This is a genomic window from Acidovorax facilis, assembly GCF_023913775.1.
GTDB classification, from domain to species: Bacteria; Pseudomonadota; Gammaproteobacteria; order Burkholderiales; family Burkholderiaceae_C; genus Acidovorax; species Acidovorax facilis.
The window spans coordinates 23,136-40,857 of the sequence record NZ_JAMXAX010000039.1 but is presented as its reverse complement, the minus strand read 5'-3'; the positions used below and the strand labels follow the sequence as shown (position 1 = coordinate 40,857).

Below are 17,722 nucleotides of genomic sequence, written 5' to 3'. Positions count from 1 at the left end.
CATCCAAGCCGTCATTGACAGGACGGCTGTCGCTGTCTTCGGCCAGCTTCAGCAACTGCTGCACTTCTTCGCGCAACTGTGCCTCGATCTTGTTGGCGTGCTCCCAGGACAGCGCCTTGTGCTTGCTTGTTGTCGCCGACCGAAAACTGACAGTCTGAAAGGTCTGGTGCCGATCCAAAATTGACAGGGGTGTTCAACTGCCCTGCTGAATTTTTCAGCAGGGATGTAAGAGGTGATCACCATGGACATGATTGGCAAGGTCAGGCGCATGAAGTGGCGCGACCAACTCTCTGACGGAGAGATTTGCAGAAGAACGGGACTGGCCAGAAACACGGTCAAGAAGTGGCTCAAGGCCCCCGGAGACATACCCCCGAAGTACGAGCGCAAGAAGGCTGATGGCAAGCTCACGCCATTTGTGGCGGTGCTGGAGCAGGCCCTGCGCACGGATGCGCACCGGGCCAAGAACGCAAGGCGCAGTGGCAAGGCGCTGTTTGCCCAGATCCAGGCTCAGGGATACCGGGGTGGTTATAGCGCCGTGACTGACTTCATTCGAGCATGGCGGGTGGATAGCGCCAAGGATCCCGCCAAGGCCTTTGTGCCGCTGAGCTTCGAGTTGGGCGAGGCCTTCCAGTTCGACTGGAGCGAGGAAGGACTGCTGGTTGGTGGAGTGTTCTACAAACTGCAAGTGGCCCATCTGAAGCTCTGCGCCAGTCGTGCCTTCTGGCTTGTTGCGTACCCTGGGCAGGGCCATGAGATGCTGTTCGATGCCCATACCCGCTCCTTCCATGCATTGGGAGGCGTTGCCAGGCGTGGCATCTACGACAACATGAAGACGGCGGTGGACAAGGTCAAGAAAGGCAAGGGGCGCATCGTCAACGCACGCTTCTCGGCCATGTGCAGCCACTACCTGTTTGATCCGGACTTCTGCAACGTCGCCTCGGGCTGGGAGAAAGGGGTGGTGGAGAAGAACGTGCAGGACAGTCGCAGGCGGATCTGGATCGAGGCCGCCAGCAGGCGCTTCGGATCGTTTGCCGAACTCAATGCATGGCTGGGCGAGCGGTGTCGCTCGGTGTGGTCCGACTCCGTGCATCCGATCCACAAGCAGTTCACGGTGGCAGAGATGTTGGAGTTGGAGCGCCCCCACCTCATGTCCATGCCTGTGCTGTTTGATGGGTATGTGGAGAAGCCCGCGCGGGTGAGTAGTACATGTCTGGTGGCGGTGGCGCGCAATCGCTACTCCGTTCCTTGCGAATGGGCTGGGCACCTGGTCAGCACGCGTCTGTACCCCAATCGGGTGGACATTGCCTGCGCGCAAACCATCATCGCCAGCCACGCCCGCACGCCGGGCAGTGGCCAAGTCACCTATGACTGGCAGCACTACATTGAACTCGTGCAGCGCAAGCCCGGCGCACTGCGCAACGGTGCGCCGTTCCTGGACTTGCCTGAGCCCTTGCAGCGCTTGCGCAAATCCCTTCTGAGGCACCCTGGCGGTGACCGCACCATGGCACAGGTGCTGGCCAGCGTGCCGCAGGCGGGCTTGGACGCAGTACTGGTGGCGGTTGATCTTGTCCTTGAAGGTGCCACGCCCAATGGAAGTGTCAGTGCTGAGCATGTGCGCAATGTGCTGGCTAGGCTGAATGCGCCACCCAGGCCGGAGCATGCCAAAACCACATTGCAACTGACCAACCTCCCGCTGGCCGATACCGCGCGCTACGACCGTTTGCGCCCCACCCACAACGATAACCAAGGGGTCATCCATGTCTGAATCCAAACGCGATGTGCAAAGCGGGCTCAAGGCACTGCGCCTGAATGGCATGGTCAGTGCCTGGGCTGACCTTATGGAGCAGGATGGCGGCTCCTCGATTCAGAGCTCGCGCTGGCTGATAGAGCACCTGCTTCAAGCGGAAGACGTGGATCGGCATATGCGCTCGATTGCCCACCAGATGAAAGCAGCACGCTTCCCGATTCACCGGGATCTTGCTGGCTTCGACTTCGAGGTCTCACCCGTGGACAAGGTGCTGATCAAGAGGTTGGCGGACCTGAGCTTCACCGACGATGCGCAGAACGTTGTCCTGATTGGTGGTCCTGGCACCGGCAAAACCCACTTGGCAACGGCGCTGGGAATCAATGGGCTGACGCACCATTCCAAACGTGTCCGGTTCTACTCGACGGTGGATCTGGTCAATGCGTTGGAGCAAGAGAAGGCCAAGGGAAATCCGGGGCGCATAGCCATGAGCTTGATGCGCATGGACCTGGTCATTCTGGATGAACTTGGATACCTGCCATTCAGCCAGGCCGGTGGAGCATTGCTGTTCCATCTGCTGTCCAAACTCTATGAGCACACCAGCGTTCTGATCACCACCAACCTGACGTTTGCCGAGTGGTCCGCTGTCTTCGGTGATGCCAAGATGACCACGGCACTGCTGGACCGGCTCACCCATCACTGCCACATCGTTGAAACCGGCAATGAGTCCTACCGCTTCCGCCACAGCTCCAAGGAGGCAAAGGGAAAGATCAAATCCAGAGAAATGAATAGAAAAACAGAAACCAGTCTGGAGGTGCAAGCCCAGTAGGAGGCTATAGTTATCCACAGCCAGCCTAGCAGATACTGGCTACACGCCCCCTATCAAAGTTGGATCGGCACACACTGTCAAGATTCAATCGGCGCCAACACCCCGTACTGCTTGCGCGGCACCGCCTCCAGCGAACCGCACACAACCACCGGAAACTCCAGCCCCTTGGACTGGTGGATGGTCAGGAACGAGACGCAGCCCTTGGGCGCGTACTCGGCCTCGTCCTCGTATTCGCCGATGCCACCATCCTGCAGGAAGCGCAGGAACTGGTTGAACAGGTCACGCAGGTTCTTTTCCAGCCACTCGGGGTTAAGCACGCTGACAAAGTGCAGGTACTCGAACTTGGTGAGCAGCTTTGAGAAGATGCCAAAGTTGCGCGCGGCGCGCCCCTTGTCCACCCCTTGCACAGCCTCCTCAGTGAGGAAGCGCGAAAACAACGGGAACTGCAGCAGTTGGTAGAACAGGCCGGAGAACGAGTAGTCGGTGTTCTGAGTCAGTACGGCGTGGCGCTTGGCCAGTGGGCGCGCCCAGTCCAGTAGTGGCTTATTTTCCGGCTTGCGCAGCTCGTCAATGAAGGGCTTGAAACACAGGTGGTCGTAGTAGTCCCAGATGGGCAGTGTGACGCCTTCGGCCCATGCACGAACCTTGGGAAACTGAGGGAACAGGAAGATCAGCGCGCCAATCACCAGGCGGATCTCCTCGCGCTCGAAGAACATGTTCGAGCGGGGCGAGAATACGGGCACTCCCTGAGTCTCGAGGAAGCGCGCCAGTGCCACCACCTTGTCATTTTTGACCGATCGGAACAGAAAAGCGACCTGATTCCAGTCTGCGAGCTGGCCCGTGGACTTCAAGCCGTTGAGAAATGCCAGCACCTCCGCATGCCAGTTGGTGGTGTCATCCTTGTCGTCACTGGCGGCCAGCCGCACAGCCGTCGGCATGTCCGGGAAGTCATCCTCTCGCGGAACGATCTCTTTGGCGAAGCGAAACACGCGCGTGCCGTCGTCCCATACCTGCTCTTTCATCCACTCGTTGTAGAAGCGGATGATGTCCGGGTGCGAGCGGTAGTTGACGGTCAGCTTGACCTGTTTACATTGCCCGTCGTCGAACAGTGCCGGGAACTCCAGAATGTTGCGGATAGTGGCCCCGCGAAAGCGGTACAAGCCCTGGTCGTCGTCGCCCACCACGCACAAGTTTCGGCGCTCGCCCGCCAGCAACAGAAGGATGCGTTCCTGGATGGTGTTGGTGTCCTGGTACTCATCCACCATGAGGTGGGTCAGCTTTTTTCGCAACTGGGTAAGCACCTCGGGGTGCTTACCCAGCAGTTGCAAGGCCTCGTACTGGATGCCAGAGAAGTCCAGGGAGTTGTGTTCGTTCAGCAGGCCCTGGTACTTGGCAAAGCAAGCCGCCAAGGCGCGAATTTCCGGTTCGGGGGCTGCTGCGAGTGTGGAGGCGTCGAGCGCCTCTTCACCGACTTTGTTTAGCCACTTCAGCAGACTTTCTGATTGAGCCCAACGACCTGTCTGATCGTCTCCCATGACAAACTGGGCATCCGGCAACTCCCGAAACTCCTTGATGCGCTGGTACAGGAAGTACTGCTGGTCGAACTGGTCGAGCAGCGTGAAGCTGCGTTTGAGGCGGGTGAACTCGCGGTAATCCTCCAGCAGCCGCAGGCAGATGGCGTGGAATGTGCCGAGGTACATCTCGTTCAGGTTGAACTGGATGCCTAGCTCGGCCAGCCGGTTGGAGATGCGGGTGGTTAGCTCGCGTGCTGCCTTATCCGTGAAGGTTGCGACCAGCAGCGATTCGGGGGCAACCCCCTTGTACTTGATGAGATAGACGATGCGCTCGACCAGCGTGAAGGTCTTGCCCGATCCAGGTCCTGCGATGATGAGAACAGGCCCATCGGTGGCAAGAATAGCTTCGAGTTGATTCGGGTTTGCGTTTGAGCCGAAGGGTACTGTCATTTCTCACGTCCCAGCGATTTCGGTTCTGCGGACGCTGCGGCGGAACGACAGCTTGATCCTGGGGGGATGGATGCGACTCCAGCCCCATGTGCGACTGCAGCAAATGCGAGGATTTCGACGCGCGTATTGGCTCTCCTCACGCAACTACGGGCGTACCAAAAATGGTTCTTTGGCCATCGATGCTCCCGTCGCATTGTTGTTTTCCTCGGTCTAGCTCGTTGTTGCTCTTGAGTCCTGATCATAAGTAGCTCCGACCTACATGGACGTGAAGCGGATGAGTCGTTTGCCTCTCACCCAAATATGGGGCTGTAAAGGGGGAGGGGGCTCGGACAACTGCCTGTCGGAAAAGACGCCGTCGCAGGCCATCCAAGCCACATACACTTCTATGTTGGTTTTGCCATGCAGGGCAGGGCGCTAGGTAAAAAGTTGGCCTATCAGCTCGGTTGATAGGCCAACCTCTGGCCTAGATCGGCACTAGCATTGGGAACGCCTTGTAGCCATATGCGCGTGCCCAGAGTCGCTGGCCATTCGGAAGCGTCCGGTAGGGGCGGAAGATGACTTTCATGCCCTCGGGCAAGGGAAAGTCAAAGCTCAATTGCTTGCTCATTTATTGCAACCTCCTTCCTCTGGCGAGATTCGCCCAGGGGAAGAGCTCTGCAGTACACTCGCGGTCGCCAAACACGCATTGAGTATTTCAGTGCATCTCCCTTTGCCCTTGTCGCCAGACAGGAGCCCATGGGATAGAAACGGGTCATGAGTTCCCTCATGACCCGTTTCTTTTTCGCCGGTTGCGGAGAGTGAGCTCCGACAGCGCTTTTTTCGCATGACACGGGCAAGCTCGCAGCTTCCAACCGCTGGCCAGTAGCGTGCTGCGCCTTTGGCACCGTATGTTCGAGCATCCCGGACGCCTACTTTCCTTCTTTGCGCACACCCTTGAAAGGCTCTTTGCTGGACGTTTTTACGTCCATGAATCGGCCTGTCTCAGTATCACGTTTGACGTAATGACCTGAAGGGGTCTGGGTTTGGCTGCGTTGACGCACTGCGCCAACTCGTTGACCGTCGCCGGCAGGGGCATTTTTTGCCATACAACTATCCTTTCGAATGAGTGACCAAAGCGATCACGGTGACGATTTTGTATCATCAAAATGATCATGTCAATGCATCGAAAGTTGACTTATCTTGATCCGTCCCTACCATACACTCATGATGACAATTTCAACAGTTGACCCTTCAACTGGCCAGTCGTTGAACCTCGCTCAGAGAGAGAGGCTCGCTTTCATTGACTTCAGAGCCTACTTTTTTGGGGGGGTAACGCGGGCGGATCTCGTCGATCGTTTCGGCATATCTCCTGCAGTTGCAACCCGTGCTATCGCTCAGTACATAGCGCTTGCACCAGGCAACCTGATACTGGACCCCCGCAAGGTCTACAGGCCCACTTCGCAATTCGCCCCTTGGCACGAGCACTCGGTTTCTCGTGTTCTAGCTGCGCTTTCTGAGGGGGCCGCCTACGGGGGAAGTGGGGTAAAAGGGGAGCTATTGCCATGCGAGCAGCCATCGGAGCTGGCAGTGCCACGCCTGGACATTCTCGCGGCCGTCGCACGCGCAATTCATCAGCACAAAGCGCTGCGAATCACTTACGTCTCCATCACGAGTGGCGAAATGCAACGTGACATCGTCCCTTTTGCATTGGTCAGCAACCGTGTTCGTTGGCACGCCCGAGCTTTTGACCGCAACAAGAAGCAGTTTTTAGATTTCGTTCTGAGACGGATCCTGTCTGCTGAAGTGCTTGACGACAGCAAGATCGAGCCACACGAACGTTCTGCTTCAGACGTGCAGTGGAGTCGGATCATCAACCTGGAGCTTGTGCCACATCCGAACCACAAACGAGAGAGTGTCGTCCGACTGGATTACGACATGCCAGATGGCGTTTTTCGGGTCGCTGCTCGCGCTGCGAATGTGGGTTACTTGCTCAAACTTTGGGCGGTAGATTGCTCTCCAGATCACAGCTTGGACCCCGAAGTTTTTCACCTTTGGCTTCGTGATCCTTTGTCAATCTACGGTGCGAGCACGAGCTTGGCTCCCGGATACGTTCAACCAACGGTCTCTTGATTGGTGAGCGACGAGTTCCGGCTTCCCAGAGCGCTGCTGTCTCAGCACTCCTTCAAACGTATTCATGTGTAGACGTGAGTTCAGGTAGATAGGGCGAAGTCGGCTCGGATGGCTAGTTGCCTGGCGATCCTTTGTGGCGAGTCTGCCTTGCGCAATGCGGCTCGTTGAGCGGTTGCCGCTTGTGTCTAGGGACGCTCCTAGTCTCTACAACCCGCCAAAGGGCTCGTTTCAGCTCTTGAGTGTGAGCCACCGATAACAACCAGCATAGTCCCTAGCTCGTCTGGGTACAGATGGAGCCATGTTTACCAGTTCCGACAACACTACTAAAAAAGACCGTTGTCGATCCTTATTTGTATAAATGCGATCGTTGCCGATGCTTTTTTGGAGCTCCGCGCAAGAGATTTCAATAAACTGCTTACATCGCACCAGACAAATGAGTTGCTTCCATGCACCCTCCTGACCCCCATAGCGCCAACACCCGAACGCTGAAACGGCAACTTGCTCTGAACCTTATGGCGGCTCTGCGTGTTGCCGGGCCGGCTCGCGCCGGTAAAGCGAACAAGCTTCGCCAAATCGATGTTATGCGCAGCACAGGAATGTCCCGAACAACGCTCAGGCCGCTGTTAGACACATCTAATCGCAATCAACGCAACCCTGATCTTGTTACCCTGCACAAACTTGCGCACGCAATAGGCGTTCCTCTTGCCTTTCTGCTCATGTCTCCAGACGACTGGCGGCTACTGGCGAAGATCAGCAATGGGTTAGGCCTATACCGGACTGCCGCCGAGGCTTTGGTGGCTGACGAGCTTGGTAGCCCGGCAATCGCCGAAATCGTGTTGAAACGATGCAAGGTTCATCCGGATCGACCTCCGATGTATGCGGATCCGCAGCCTGAAGAGCTCAAGCGTCTTGACGCTCGCAACGAATGGAGACGTCGTTGCAGTTTGGTGTTGGCAGCTTTAGCCCAACCGGCAGCGCGTGGCGAACGCAGCTTCTTTGTGGAACTGACTGCTCTTTCTGCGGCATTGGCCAACGCAATGACGCCCCATGATCCCACAGCCAACCCCAGCGCCTAACAGCATAAAAGGACTTTGATTATGAGCACTCTTATTTCCGACCCAGACCTCGCCCACGTGCTAGGCACTGCCGATGTTGATGATCTCGGCGTGCTAATCGATCACATCACAGACAAGGGCGACGGACGGATCTCGCTGTCGTCTGAAACAAGCAAGAAATTGATGAGCGCGAAAGCCAGCGGTTCAATGGACGAGACCATCCGCGCTCTCATTGCCGAAGAGCTCCAGCGCTTCGGTGGAAATACCCTTTTTAATATTGCGCGCGGTGGCACTGGGGTGCCCTACAAGGAGCTGCTTTGCGATGTGGCCAGTCATGTGAAGGCAACTTTTAATCCCAAGGACGATTGCGCGCAAATTGAGATTGCTATCCTTGAGGCTGTGTTGGCGCAGTCTATGGTCAAGATGAGCGAACAAGATAAAGCAGACCTGTTCGCAGAGTTTGGGGCCACTTACAAGCCGGGGGCTGGGCCTGCTGTGATGGCGGCGCTTCAAGCTGCAATTAAAGCCTCCGGCTTCGGGGCCTTCAAGCTGGCCGCAGTGGTCGCCAACGCAGTCGCAAAAGCAATTCTCGGGCGTGGTCTGGCCTTTGGTGCCACTGCAGGGCTGATGCGTAGCATCAGCGTGTTCGCTGGTCCAATTGGTTGGGCTATCACGGCGATATGGACTGTGTTCGACCTCGGTAGCCCCGCCTACCGCGTGACGGTTCCTTGCGTGATCCAAATCGCATACATGCGGCAAAAAGCAGCCTATCGCAGTTGCCCCGCATGCAAGGCTCCTGTAGAGGTCGGAAAAAAGTTCTGCGGTGAATGTGGCACGCCGCTTTCCCTACGGCTCCCTGCGAATTGAGTTCATAGGTGCTTTGATGATCATCATCGTTTCAACCCCACTACGCATTGTGGCCTCGTATACGCTGGTTTTTGCTGCCGGCGCTTTGTTCACCTACCAGCATTACGCAAAACCTCGTCCAAGCCCCTCAAACCGGTTTCTGCCCTGATCTAGCTGCTCTCTAATCACCAACATCCTGCATTCCCGAGTGGAGCTCAGCTATATCATGAATCCCTTTACGAAAGACATTGAAGCCTTGCAACGTGAATACACTAAATGTAGTAGCGAGATGCGGGAGTGGAAGACAAAACTCGATTGGTTCGACAACTTCAAACCAGCTCCGAAAAAATCTAATGTCCAGCGCCTTGAGCGCGAACTGCTAGAGGTTACGTTCAGGCTCCGACAAGCGCAGCAAGCTTCAGCGGCTTTGGACTCATCGAAAAAACAGCTAGAACTCGAAGTCGCAATTGGCATCGACCCGCGTTCTTGGTTCTCATCCGAACGCGCAGTCGCAAAGCGAAAATTAGCAGACGTGCAGCAGAAGTCCGCCGCGCAGTTGTCGATGATCGCAGACATTCACACCGAGATCACTGCCGTAAAGGCCCAAGTTTTGGAGGAGGCAGAAGCTGAGCGCAGAAACCAGGAAGAGATTTCTCGGGCGCGGGCATTTGATCCATTGCTCGCCCAGTCAGCGATTGCGGCTATGCAATCAATCTTGGACCGGATAGAACCACAGTTGGCGAATTTGCGCCAGCGCAGCAATGACTTGGATAAAGTTTTGCTTGAGCCCCTCAAGAGTCTGCGCCATAAAGAGGCGCAGCGTACTATGTTCTTAAAGAATATTTCGCGAGCGGAGGCATTTGAAACCGCACTGACTCGAGCTGCGAGTCCTCGTGAAAAAGCTCAAATCCATGCACGTTGCGAAGAGACTTTTGGGGTCGGAAAACCGGCAAGTGTATTACGGCAGAACCGAGCTGAACTACGCCGAGTTGATGACGCTATTTCAAAGCTTCAGACGCGGATTGACGGTCTCGCTAAATTTGCTTCTTGGGATATCCGAAGCATCATCATCGATGCGAACAACCTTTGCTACGAAGGTAATAGTTTTCTCGGACTTCTCGCGCTAAAGGCATTGGTCCCAGTATTAGCTCAAAAATATGCGGTCACGCTGGTCTTCGACGCGACCATTCGTCGCAAGCTCGGGATGAGCGACCGGGACATTGGGGGGGTGTTCCTTGGCGCCAGAGTCCACATAGTGGCTTCAATGCGAAAGGCCGACGAAACCGTCCTGTCTGCTGCAGAAGATGATAACCATAGCTTTGTGCTAAGCAATGACAGGTTTGCCGACTACCCCGAAAAATTGGCAGTGAAGGAAGGGCGGATACTTCGGCACGAAATAGTCAGCCCAGTGATCTACATTCACGAGCTGCAGATCGATGCAAAGTTCGGGTGCGAGTCGTTGGCCCAGGGCGGGAGTGCCTAACTCTTCGGCGGTATCGCAAGAAGGCGTGCACTCTTGACGAGTGAGCTTTTTTCTTGAAGCGTACAGCTATTTAGCTTGCAAGGACTTGCGGAGCCCCCTATCTAAGAAAGATGTTGATGACACCTGTCTGCCCAAATTGCCACTCTGGCCGAGTGGATGTTCGAAACTATGGTAAGCGTGTAGGCGCCGCCGTTGGTGGTGCTGGCGGAGCTGCTGGTGGTGCTGCTGGAGCATGGGCAGGCGCCGTAGCCGGGGGCGAGGCTGGTGCCTTGATTGGCGCGCTTGCAGGCCCTGTGGGTGCGATTTCAGGTACAACTATTGGTGCGATTGCCGGCGCAATTGCCGCCGGTTTGGGAGGCGGCGCGGTTGGCGCGGCCGCAGGTGCTGCTGCAGGGAAAGCAGTAGATGAGCACGTGCTAGACAACTACAAGTGCCTTGCGTGCCACCACACCTTTAGTCAGTGATCACAACACCAGCAGTTATGTGGCCTGGCCTCAGTCGGTAGTTGATGAGCGTTCCTTTCACCTATGTTGGGGTTCAATTTCCCAGTTATTGATGCAGCTTGTGAAGCCTGCCGCGTAACTTCTTGATTTAAAAATGTAGGCAAGCCGTTTGCCCAGGGTGTGCAAGACATGTTGGGCGGACACGTCAGCGTGCAGATAGTCAAGCGCAGCGAGCCACATACCTTCAAGGTGATGCCCCAACGCTGGGTGGTTGAGCGCAGCTTTGCGTGGTGGGAGAAAAACAGGCGGCTGTGGAAGAACTGCGAGAGGCTGCTCAACCCCAGCTTGCAATTCATCCACTTGACGTTCTTGGCTCTACTGCTCAAAAGACTTTGAACAGGTTCTTAGTGCAGTGTGCACCACCTAGATCCTGAAATCAGATCTTGAACCAACAATTTTATGTGGGTTTTTATGTGGGTCAGAATTCTACAAATCGCCTAAGTTGTTGATTTATATAGAAAACTGGCGGAGAGGGCGGGATTCGAACCCGCGGTGGGGATTAGCCCACACACGCTTTCCAGGCGTGCGACTTAAACCGCTCATCCACCTCTCCGAAGCCTTCGATTATAGCCATAGGAAAAGGGATATCTGGGCTGACAGTAGCCGTTGCCTCGAAAAAAGCTTTGCTTGCGCTCAGGCCGCTTTCTGTGAAGCTTGCACCATCTTCATCGCGGACCCGATCAGCGCAGACACCTCCGTCATGTTGCTCGGCACGATAAGTGTGGTGTTGGAGTCTGCTGCCACCTGGCTGTAGGCCTCCACGGCCTTCTCGGCTACCTTGAGCTGTACAGCCTGTTCGCCACCGGGTTGGCGGATGGCCGAGGCCACACGCTCGATGGCCTGGGCGTTGGCTTCGGCCACGGCCTTGATCGATTCTGCCTCGCCTTGGGCCTTGTTGATGACGGCCTGCTTTTCGCCCTCGGATCGGGCGATGAAGGCCTCGCGTTCGCCGGTGGCGATGTTGATCTGTTCCTGGCGGCGGCCTTCAGAGGCGGCGATCAGCGCGCGTTTTTCGCGTTCTGCAGTGATCTGGGCCTGCATGGCGTGCAGGATTTCCTTGGGTGGTGTCAGGTCCTTGATTTCATAGCGCAGCACTTTCACGCCCCAGTTGAGGGCAGCTTCGTCGATGGCCTGTACGACCTGGGCGTTGATGATGTCGCGCTCTTCAAAGGTTTTGTCCAGCTCCAGCTTGCCGATGACCGAGCGCAGCGAGGTCTGCGCCAGCTGCGTCACGGCCATGATGTAGTTGCTGGAGCCGTAGCTGGCGCGCATAGGGTCAGTCACCTGAAAGTACAGGATGCCGTCCACTTGAAGCTGGGTGTTGTCGCGCGTGATGCAAACCTGGCTGGGCACGTCGAGCGGGATTTCCTTGAGGCTGTGTTTGTAGGCGACCTTGTCGACAAAAGGTACCAGGAAGTTCAGTCCCGGTGTGAGCGTGCCCGCGTACTTGCCCAGGCGCTCCTTGACCCAGGCATTTTGCTGGGGCACGACCTTGACGGACCGCGCGATGAAAATGACGGCAATGATGAGAATGACGATGGCAATTTCCATGAGGAGCCTCTTTTTCGTTGTTGATCTGTGAAGGTGAGCGACAGCGGGATTTTTAGAGAGGGTCTACCAGCAGGCGATTGCCCACCAGTTCAGCAACCCGGTGCATGCCCGTGGAGGGGGTGACTCCGGGACGGTGGATGGCTGTCCAGGTGGCACCCCGGTACTTCACGGAGGTGGTGCCATCAGCGTTCCAGCCCTCGATGAGAATGGTTTCGCCCACGTCCATGTTCACACTGCGATCCGCACGGGCCGAGGGATCTCCGGGCCGCTTTTTCTTGAGGTAGTACCAGCCCACCACTGCGCCACCGCCCACAACAGCCGCTGCCACGATCTGCGCGGTAATTGGCAACCCCAGATGGGCCGCCAGGGCCGCTGCCACCAGGCCAATGGCCACCATGAGCAGATAGAACGTACCGGTGAGCAGCTCTGCAACGACCACAGCCCCCGCTGCGAGCCACCAGATGGTGGATTCCTCCATAGCCAACTCCTTGTTGTGGTTGTGTTTAGTGCACCACATTCTGGGACAAAAGGGTTGCAGTTCAAAGGCGCGTCAAGGTTATTCCTTACACTTCGCGCCTATTTCGTTTTTTGGCCGGGCAGGGCACGGTTGCACGGAGGCTGCGCATGAAGTTTCGCTTTCCCATCATCATCATCGATGAAGACTATCGTTCCGAGAACACCTCGGGCCTCGGTATCCGCGCGCTGGCGCAGGCTATCGAGTCTGAGGGTTTCGAGGTGGTTGGCGTCACCAGCTATGGTGACCTGTCGCAGTTTGCCCAGCAGCAAAGCCGCGCCAGCGCATTCATTTTGTCCATCGACGATGAGGAATTTACGGTGGGTGAGGGGCTGGACCCCATCGTGCTGAGCCTGCGCAACTTCATCGGTGAAGTGCGGCGCAAGAACACCGAAGTGCCCATCTATGTGCACGGCGAGACCAAGACCAGCCGCCACCTGCCCAACGACATCCTGCGCGAGCTGCATGGCTTCATCCACATGTTCGAGGACACCCCCGAATTTGTGGCGCGCCACATCATCCGCGAGGCCAAGAGCTATCTCGAAAGCGTGCAGCCTCCATTCTTCAAGGCACTGCTCGACTACGCTGAAGACGGCTCATACAGCTGGCACTGCCCCGGCCATTCCGGCGGCGTGGCGTTTCTGAAGAGCCCTGTGGGCCAGATGTACCACCAGTTCTACGGCGAGAACATGCTGCGTGCCGACGTGTGCAATGCGGTGGAAGAGCTGGGCCAGCTGCTGGACCACAACGGTGCCATTGGTGAATCGGAGCGCAACGCCGCGCGTATCTTCAATGCCGACCACTGCTTCTTCGTGACCAACGGCACGTCCACATCGAACAAGATGGTGTGGCACCACACGGTGGCGCCGGGCGACGTGGTGGTGGTGGACCGCAACTGCCACAAGTCCATCCTGCACAGCATCATCATGACCGGGGCGATCCCCGTGTTCATGAAGCCCACGCGCAACCATTTCGGCATCATCGGCCCTATCCCGCAAAGCGAGTTCGAGCCTGCCGCCATCCAGGCCAAGATCAAGGCCAACCCGCTGCTCAAGGGCGTGGATGCGAAAAAGGTCAAGCCGCGCGTGCTCACGCTCACGCAGTCCACCTACGACGGTGTGCTCTACAACACCGAGACCATCAAGGGCATGCTCGACGGCTACGTGGACAACCTGCACTTTGACGAGGCCTGGCTGCCACACGCGGCCTTCCATCCGTTTTATGGCAGCTACCACGCCATGGGCAAGAAGCGCACGCGCCCCAAGCATTCCGTGACGTACGCGACGCAGTCCATCCACAAGCTGCTGGCCGGCATCAGCCAGGCCAGCCACGTGCTGGTGCAGGATTCGCAAACCACCAAGCTGGATCGCCACCTCTTCAACGAGGCCTACCTGATGCACACCAGCACCAGCCCACAGTACAGCATCATTGCCAGCTGTGACGTGGCCGCCGCCATGATGGAGCCTCCCGGCGGTACGGCCCTGGTGGAAGAAAGCCTGCTCGAAGCGCTGGACTTTCGCCGTGCCATGCGCCAGGTGGAGCACGACTTTGGCAAGAACGACTGGTGGTTCAAGGTTTGGGGCCCTGAAAAGCTCGTGGACGAAGGCCTGGGCCGCGCCGAGGACTGGATCATCCGCAGCGATGGCAAGGGCAAGAAGAACGCCAGCAAGTGGCACGGCTTTGGCCAGCTGGCCGACGGCTTCAACATGCTGGACCCGATCAAGTCCACCATCGTCACACCGGGCCTGAACCTGGACGGCAAGTTCGACAAGACCGGCATTCCCGCGTCCATCGTTACCAAGTACCTGGCCGAGCACGGCGTGGTGGTCGAGAAGACCGGCCTGTACAGCTTCTTCATCATGTTCACCATCGGCATCACCAAGGGCCGCTGGAACACGCTGCTGACGGCGCTGCAACAGTTCAAGGACGACTACGAGAAGAACCAGCCCATGTGGCGCATCCTTCCCGAGTTCTGCCAGCAGCACAAACGTTACGAGCGCATGGGCCTGAAGGACCTGTGCCAGCACGTGCATGAGATGTACGCCAAGTACGACATCGCGCGCCTGACGACCGAGATGTACCTGTCGGACCTGACGCCCGCCATGAAGCCCTCGGACGCCTACGCGCACATCGCCCACCGCCAGACCGAGCGCGTGGAGATCGACCACCTGGAAGGCCGCATCACCGTGGGCCTGGTCACGCCCTACCCACCGGGCATTCCGCTCTTGATCCCTGGCGAGGTTTTCAACAAGAAGATCGTGGACTACCTCAAGTTCGCGCGCGAATTCGCCAAGCTGTGCCCGGGCTTCGAGACCGACATCCACGGCCTGGTGGAAGTGGAAGACGAGAACGGCCAGGTGCGTTACTACGCCGACTGCGTGGCCGACGGCAAGCACTCGGGCAAGAACCCCAAGCCCCTGGCCACCGCCCAGAACCTGGTGCAGGTGGGTGACGACGGGCCTTACGGGCGCAACGTGTAAGCACGTCTTCGCGCTGGTGTGTGGGTGCACCAGCGTCTCAAAAATCGCTCCCCCGGCATGGCTGGCGGAGCGATTTTTTTGTGCATTTGAATCCGCTGTTGTGGTGCTGCCGTATTGACTGTCAGCCGCGTGGTTTTCATGCGGTGACGACTGTCTTCACACACCTCTCAGGAGATTCTCATGACCCTTCGATTCAACGCCCGCCTTGCCGCCGTCGCCCTCACTGCTGCCATTGCCGCTGCCGCAATGCCTGCCATGGCGCAGGTCATGGTGGGCGGTGCCCCCATGTTGGCCAGCAAGGACATCGTCGACAACGCCGTGAACTCCAAGGACCACACCACGCTGGTCGCCGCTGTGAAGGCGGCGGGCCTGGTCGAGACGCTCAAGGGCCCCGGTCCCTTCACCGTGTTTGCGCCTACCAATGCGGCATTTGCCGCATTGCCCGCCGGCACGGTGGACACGCTGCTCAAGCCCGAGAGCAAGCCCACCCTGACCAAGGTGCTCACCTACCACGTGGTCGCGGGCAAGTACGACGCTGCTGCGTTGTCCAAGATGATTGCAGACGGCAAAGGCATGGCCAACCTCAAGACGGTGGCGGGCGGTACGCTCACCGCCAAGGCCAGCGGCAATGCCGTCATGGTGACGGACGAAAAGGGCGGTACGGCGACGGTGACGATTGCCGACGTGTACCAGTCCAACGGCGCGATCCTCGTGGTGGACAAGGTCCTGTTGCCGAACTGATTGAGCAACGGATGGGAGGGGCTGCCCGTCCGCTGTGCATGGCCGCCGCATCGCAGGGCCGGGATCGGCCAGAGGTTGCTGTGGTCCCGTCAGCGGGCCGGCGGCATGTCGTCCCGCACACGCACAAAACTCGCGAAGCGCGGCAGGCCCCCGTCGTGGGTGCCGCGAAACCGGTACGTCACCCAGCTGCCCACAGGTGGCGGGTCAGCCCGCTGCGCATCGCTGAAACCCGCCCCCAGCCGGAAACGCTGGCCCGAAGGCATTTCCACCAGCAGGGCTCCCATGCGACCGGCGTGGCGGCCCTTGCCAGGCAGGTGGGCGACCACGCGCGCTTCCGTGTCTTCGTGGGTCTTGACCTTGACCAGGTCGTCGCTGCGGCCAGACTGGTAGAGCGAGCTGCCCCGGTGCAGCATCAGGCCTTCGCCGCCCGCCCGCACCGTGCGTTGCAACAGGGTCTGCAGGGCAGCATCGTTTTCGATGCGCTTTTGGGGCACCGCCTGGACCCAAGGCTGGTTGATCTGCATCACCAAGGTGTTGAGCGACCGCAGCCGTTCATCAAACATGCCGCCGTGCCGGGGCAGGTCAAACACCATGAAGCGCATCTGGCGCCAGGCCGCCTCATGATGCTGCTGTTGGCGCGTGGTGGATTGGGCGTGCGCAAAGCGCCCGCGTCCGGCCCACAGCTCTCCGTCCATGGGGGTGTTGGGCCACCCGGCGGTGAACCAGGCGGGGGCCATCACCGTTTCGCCGCCCCGGGTGCGCAGCGTGTGGCCGTCCCAGTAGCCACGCACACCGTCGTACTTTTCGCTGACCCAATAGTCGGCCAGCGGCATGCCGGGCCGGTACACATTGGCCAGCAACAGGGCAGGGGCATCTGCTGCGTGCGTGGGCAGCGCAGTGAAACTCAGCCACGCCAGCCAGTGCCTGCGGAGCATTTGCTATTAAATATATAGCTACCAGCGCTTGTTCAATAAGCGCTAGGCCCTGTTTTGATCTAAATTTTCGATGGCAATCAGACCTGGTCTGCGCTCAGGCCCGCCGTCTGGCTGAAGCCGCCGTCCACGTAGGTGATCTCGGCCGTCATGCCCGAGGCCAGGTCCGACAGCAGGAAGGCTGCCACATTGCCCACGTCTTCGATCGTCACGTTGCGGCGCAGGGGCGATGCATCGGCCACGCGGCTCAGCAGTTTGCCAAAGTCCTTGATGCCGCTGGCGGCCAGGGTCTTGATAGGGCCGGCGCTGATGCCGTTGGCGCGGATGCTGCGGCCGTCTTCGGTGCGGCCCACGGCCTCGGCGAGGTAGCGCACGGATGCCTCCAGGCTGGCCTTGGCCAGGCCCATGGTGTTGTAGTTGGGGATGGAGCGCAGCGCGCCCAGGTAGCTCAGCGTCAGCAGCGACGACTTGTCGTTCAGGTAGGGAAGGGCGGCCTTGGCCATGGCGGGAAAGCTGTAGGCGCTGATGTCGTGGGCGATGCGAAAACCCTCGCGCGAAAGGCCTTCGAGGAAATTGCCGGCAATCGCCTCGCGGGGGGCGAAGCCGATGCTGTGCACAAATCCGTCGAATTGGGGCCAGGTCTGCGACAGCTCGGCAAACATGCGCTCGATCTGCTCGTCGCTGCCCACGTCACAGTCAAAGATCAGCTTGGAGTCGAACTCGGCTGCAAAGTCGGTGATGCGGTCCTTGAAGCGCTCGCCCACGTAGCTGAACGCCAGTTCGGCGCCCTGTGCGTGGCAGGCCTTGGCAATGCCGTAGGCGATGGAGCGGTTGGACAAAACACCCGTGATGAGCAGCTTCTTGCCGGTCAGAAAACCCATGTTCAATCTCCTTTTGGAATGGCGAAATGTCGGCGGGCGGCCTGGCGCATGTGGGTATGCGCGATCTGCAGCGGGGCCCGGCGAACGTAG

Annotated in this window: 14 protein-coding genes, 1 tRNA gene and 1 pseudogene; 9 read left to right on the top strand and 7 right to left on the bottom strand. The window is 58.4% G+C overall.

Going from position 1 to position 17,722, the window contains the following annotated elements; all coding sequences use genetic code 11:
• Positions 1-241: 241 nt before the first annotated feature.
• Together istA and istB are read left to right on the top strand one after the other, a co-directional pair.
• A complete protein-coding gene (gene istA, locus NFX52_RS13230; protein ID WP_034695485.1) occupies positions 242-1,765 on the top strand; it encodes an IS21 family transposase in 1,524 nt (507 codons plus the stop codon).
• Positions 1,758-2,573, top strand: a complete 816-nt coding sequence (gene istB / locus NFX52_RS13225; RefSeq protein ID WP_008906665.1) for an IS21-like element helper ATPase IstB — start codon at positions 1,758-1,760, stop codon at positions 2,571-2,573. The genes istA and istB overlap by 8 nt, the downstream gene beginning before the upstream one ends.
• A 77-nt stretch (positions 2,574-2,650) precedes the next feature.
• Here the strand turns inward: istB and NFX52_RS13220 are convergent, their stop codons facing one another.
• Positions 2,651-4,537 carry an ATP-dependent helicase gene (locus NFX52_RS13220; protein WP_238385758.1) on the bottom strand — a complete coding sequence of 629 codons (1,887 nt, stop codon included), beginning with the start codon at positions 4,535-4,537 and terminating at the stop codon, positions 2,651-2,653.
• A 463-nt stretch (positions 4,538-5,000) separates the two neighbouring features.
• Positions 5,001-5,144 (bottom strand): hypothetical protein, encoded by a 144-nt coding sequence (locus NFX52_RS13215; protein ID WP_156358853.1) that lies wholly within the window; start codon positions 5,142-5,144, stop codon positions 5,001-5,003.
• Between the two features lie 596 nt (positions 5,145-5,740).
• Between NFX52_RS13215 and NFX52_RS13210 the strand changes: the two genes are divergently transcribed.
• The 5 genes and pseudogenes from NFX52_RS13210 to NFX52_RS13190 form a co-directional block, all read left to right on the top strand.
• A complete protein-coding gene (locus tag NFX52_RS13210) occupies positions 5,741-6,646 on the top strand; it encodes a WYL domain-containing protein (RefSeq protein WP_202907223.1) in 906 nt (301 codons plus the stop codon).
• 446 nt (positions 6,647-7,092) lie between these two features.
• A complete protein-coding gene (locus NFX52_RS13205; RefSeq protein ID WP_156358854.1) occupies positions 7,093-7,722 on the top strand; it encodes a helix-turn-helix domain-containing protein in 630 nt (209 codons plus the stop codon).
• Positions 7,723-7,743: 21 nt separating this feature from the next.
• Positions 7,744-8,568: a zinc ribbon domain-containing protein gene (locus NFX52_RS13200; RefSeq protein WP_055401795.1), complete on the top strand. Its 825-nt coding sequence runs from the start codon at positions 7,744-7,746 to the stop codon at positions 8,566-8,568.
• Positions 8,569-8,773: 205 nt separating this feature from the next.
• On the top strand, positions 8,774-10,030 hold the full coding sequence (locus NFX52_RS13195; RefSeq protein ID WP_156358855.1) for a hypothetical protein: 1,257 nt from the start codon (positions 8,774-8,776) through the stop codon (positions 10,028-10,030).
• A 599-nt stretch (positions 10,031-10,629) separates the two neighbouring features.
• Positions 10,630-10,869, top strand: a pseudogene (locus NFX52_RS13190) (transposase); the annotation flags it as partial.
• Between the two features lie 127 nt (positions 10,870-10,996).
• Here NFX52_RS13190 and NFX52_RS13185 read toward each other — a convergent pair.
• The 3 genes from NFX52_RS13185 to NFX52_RS13175 all read right to left on the bottom strand — a co-directional run bounded on the left by NFX52_RS13185 (position 10,997) and on the right by NFX52_RS13175 (position 12,562).
• Positions 10,997-11,086, bottom strand: a tRNA-Ser gene (locus NFX52_RS13185).
• 80 nt (positions 11,087-11,166) lie between these two features.
• Positions 11,167-12,084, bottom strand: coding sequence for an SPFH domain-containing protein (locus NFX52_RS13180; RefSeq protein WP_055401799.1), 918 nt, complete (start codon positions 12,082-12,084; stop codon positions 11,167-11,169).
• A 52-nt stretch (positions 12,085-12,136) separates the two neighbouring features.
• A complete protein-coding gene (locus NFX52_RS13175; RefSeq protein WP_202907224.1) occupies positions 12,137-12,562 on the bottom strand; it encodes an NfeD family protein in 426 nt (141 codons plus the stop codon).
• Between the two features lie 146 nt (positions 12,563-12,708).
• On the opposite strand from NFX52_RS13175, the gene NFX52_RS13170 reads away from it, so the two are divergent.
• Together NFX52_RS13170 and NFX52_RS13165 are read left to right on the top strand one after the other, a co-directional pair.
• Positions 12,709-15,078, top strand: coding sequence for an arginine/lysine/ornithine decarboxylase (locus tag NFX52_RS13170; RefSeq protein ID WP_055401802.1), 2,370 nt, complete (start codon positions 12,709-12,711; stop codon positions 15,076-15,078).
• A 180-nt stretch (positions 15,079-15,258) separates the two neighbouring features.
• The gene (locus NFX52_RS13165; protein WP_252635673.1) at positions 15,259-15,819 is read left to right on the top strand and encodes a fasciclin domain-containing protein; all 561 of its coding nucleotides are present in this window, start codon (positions 15,259-15,261) and stop codon (positions 15,817-15,819) included.
• Positions 15,820-15,908: 89 nt separating this feature from the next.
• Here NFX52_RS13165 and NFX52_RS13160 read toward each other — a convergent pair whose 3' ends face one another.
• Positions 15,909-16,754, bottom strand: a complete 846-nt coding sequence (locus NFX52_RS13160) for a DNA ligase (protein ID WP_055401806.1) — start codon at positions 16,752-16,754, stop codon at positions 15,909-15,911.
• A gap of 77 nt (positions 16,755-16,831) precedes the next feature.
• A complete protein-coding gene (gene fabI / locus NFX52_RS13155; RefSeq protein ID WP_055401808.1) occupies positions 16,832-17,632 on the bottom strand; it encodes an enoyl-ACP reductase FabI in 801 nt (266 codons plus the stop codon).
• Positions 17,633-17,722 lie beyond the last annotated feature (90 nt).

What these genes read in the sequence shown, in the direction of transcription:
- istA (WP_034695485.1), top strand. Translation starts at nt 242, where the DNA reads ATGGACATGATTGGCAAGGTCAGGCGCATGAAGTGGCGCGACCAACTC.
- istB (WP_008906665.1), top strand. Translation starts at nt 1,758, where the DNA reads ATGTCTGAATCCAAACGCGATGTGCAAAGCGGGCTCAAGGCACTGCGC.
- NFX52_RS13220 (WP_238385758.1), bottom strand. Translation starts at nt 4,537, where the DNA reads ATGACAGTACCCTTCGGCTCAAACGCAAACCCGAATCAACTCGAAGCT.
- NFX52_RS13215 (WP_156358853.1), bottom strand. Translation starts at nt 5,144, where the DNA reads ATGAGCAAGCAATTGAGCTTTGACTTTCCCTTGCCCGAGGGCATGAAA.
- NFX52_RS13210 (WP_202907223.1), top strand. Translation starts at nt 5,741, where the DNA reads ATGATGACAATTTCAACAGTTGACCCTTCAACTGGCCAGTCGTTGAAC.
- NFX52_RS13205 (WP_156358854.1), top strand. Translation starts at nt 7,093, where the DNA reads ATGCACCCTCCTGACCCCCATAGCGCCAACACCCGAACGCTGAAACGG.
- NFX52_RS13200 (WP_055401795.1), top strand. Translation starts at nt 7,744, where the DNA reads ATGAGCACTCTTATTTCCGACCCAGACCTCGCCCACGTGCTAGGCACT.
- NFX52_RS13195 (WP_156358855.1), top strand. Translation starts at nt 8,774, where the DNA reads ATGAATCCCTTTACGAAAGACATTGAAGCCTTGCAACGTGAATACACT.
- NFX52_RS13180 (WP_055401799.1), bottom strand. Translation starts at nt 12,084, where the DNA reads ATGGAAATTGCCATCGTCATTCTCATCATTGCCGTCATTTTCATCGCG.
- NFX52_RS13175 (WP_202907224.1), bottom strand. Translation starts at nt 12,562, where the DNA reads ATGGAGGAATCCACCATCTGGTGGCTCGCAGCGGGGGCTGTGGTCGTT.
- NFX52_RS13170 (WP_055401802.1), top strand. Translation starts at nt 12,709, where the DNA reads ATGAAGTTTCGCTTTCCCATCATCATCATCGATGAAGACTATCGTTCC.
- NFX52_RS13165 (WP_252635673.1), top strand. Translation starts at nt 15,259, where the DNA reads ATGACCCTTCGATTCAACGCCCGCCTTGCCGCCGTCGCCCTCACTGCT.
- NFX52_RS13160 (WP_055401806.1), bottom strand. Translation starts at nt 16,754, where the DNA reads ATGCTCCGCAGGCACTGGCTGGCGTGGCTGAGTTTCACTGCGCTGCCC.
- fabI (WP_055401808.1), bottom strand. Translation starts at nt 17,632, where the DNA reads ATGGGTTTTCTGACCGGCAAGAAGCTGCTCATCACGGGTGTTTTGTCC.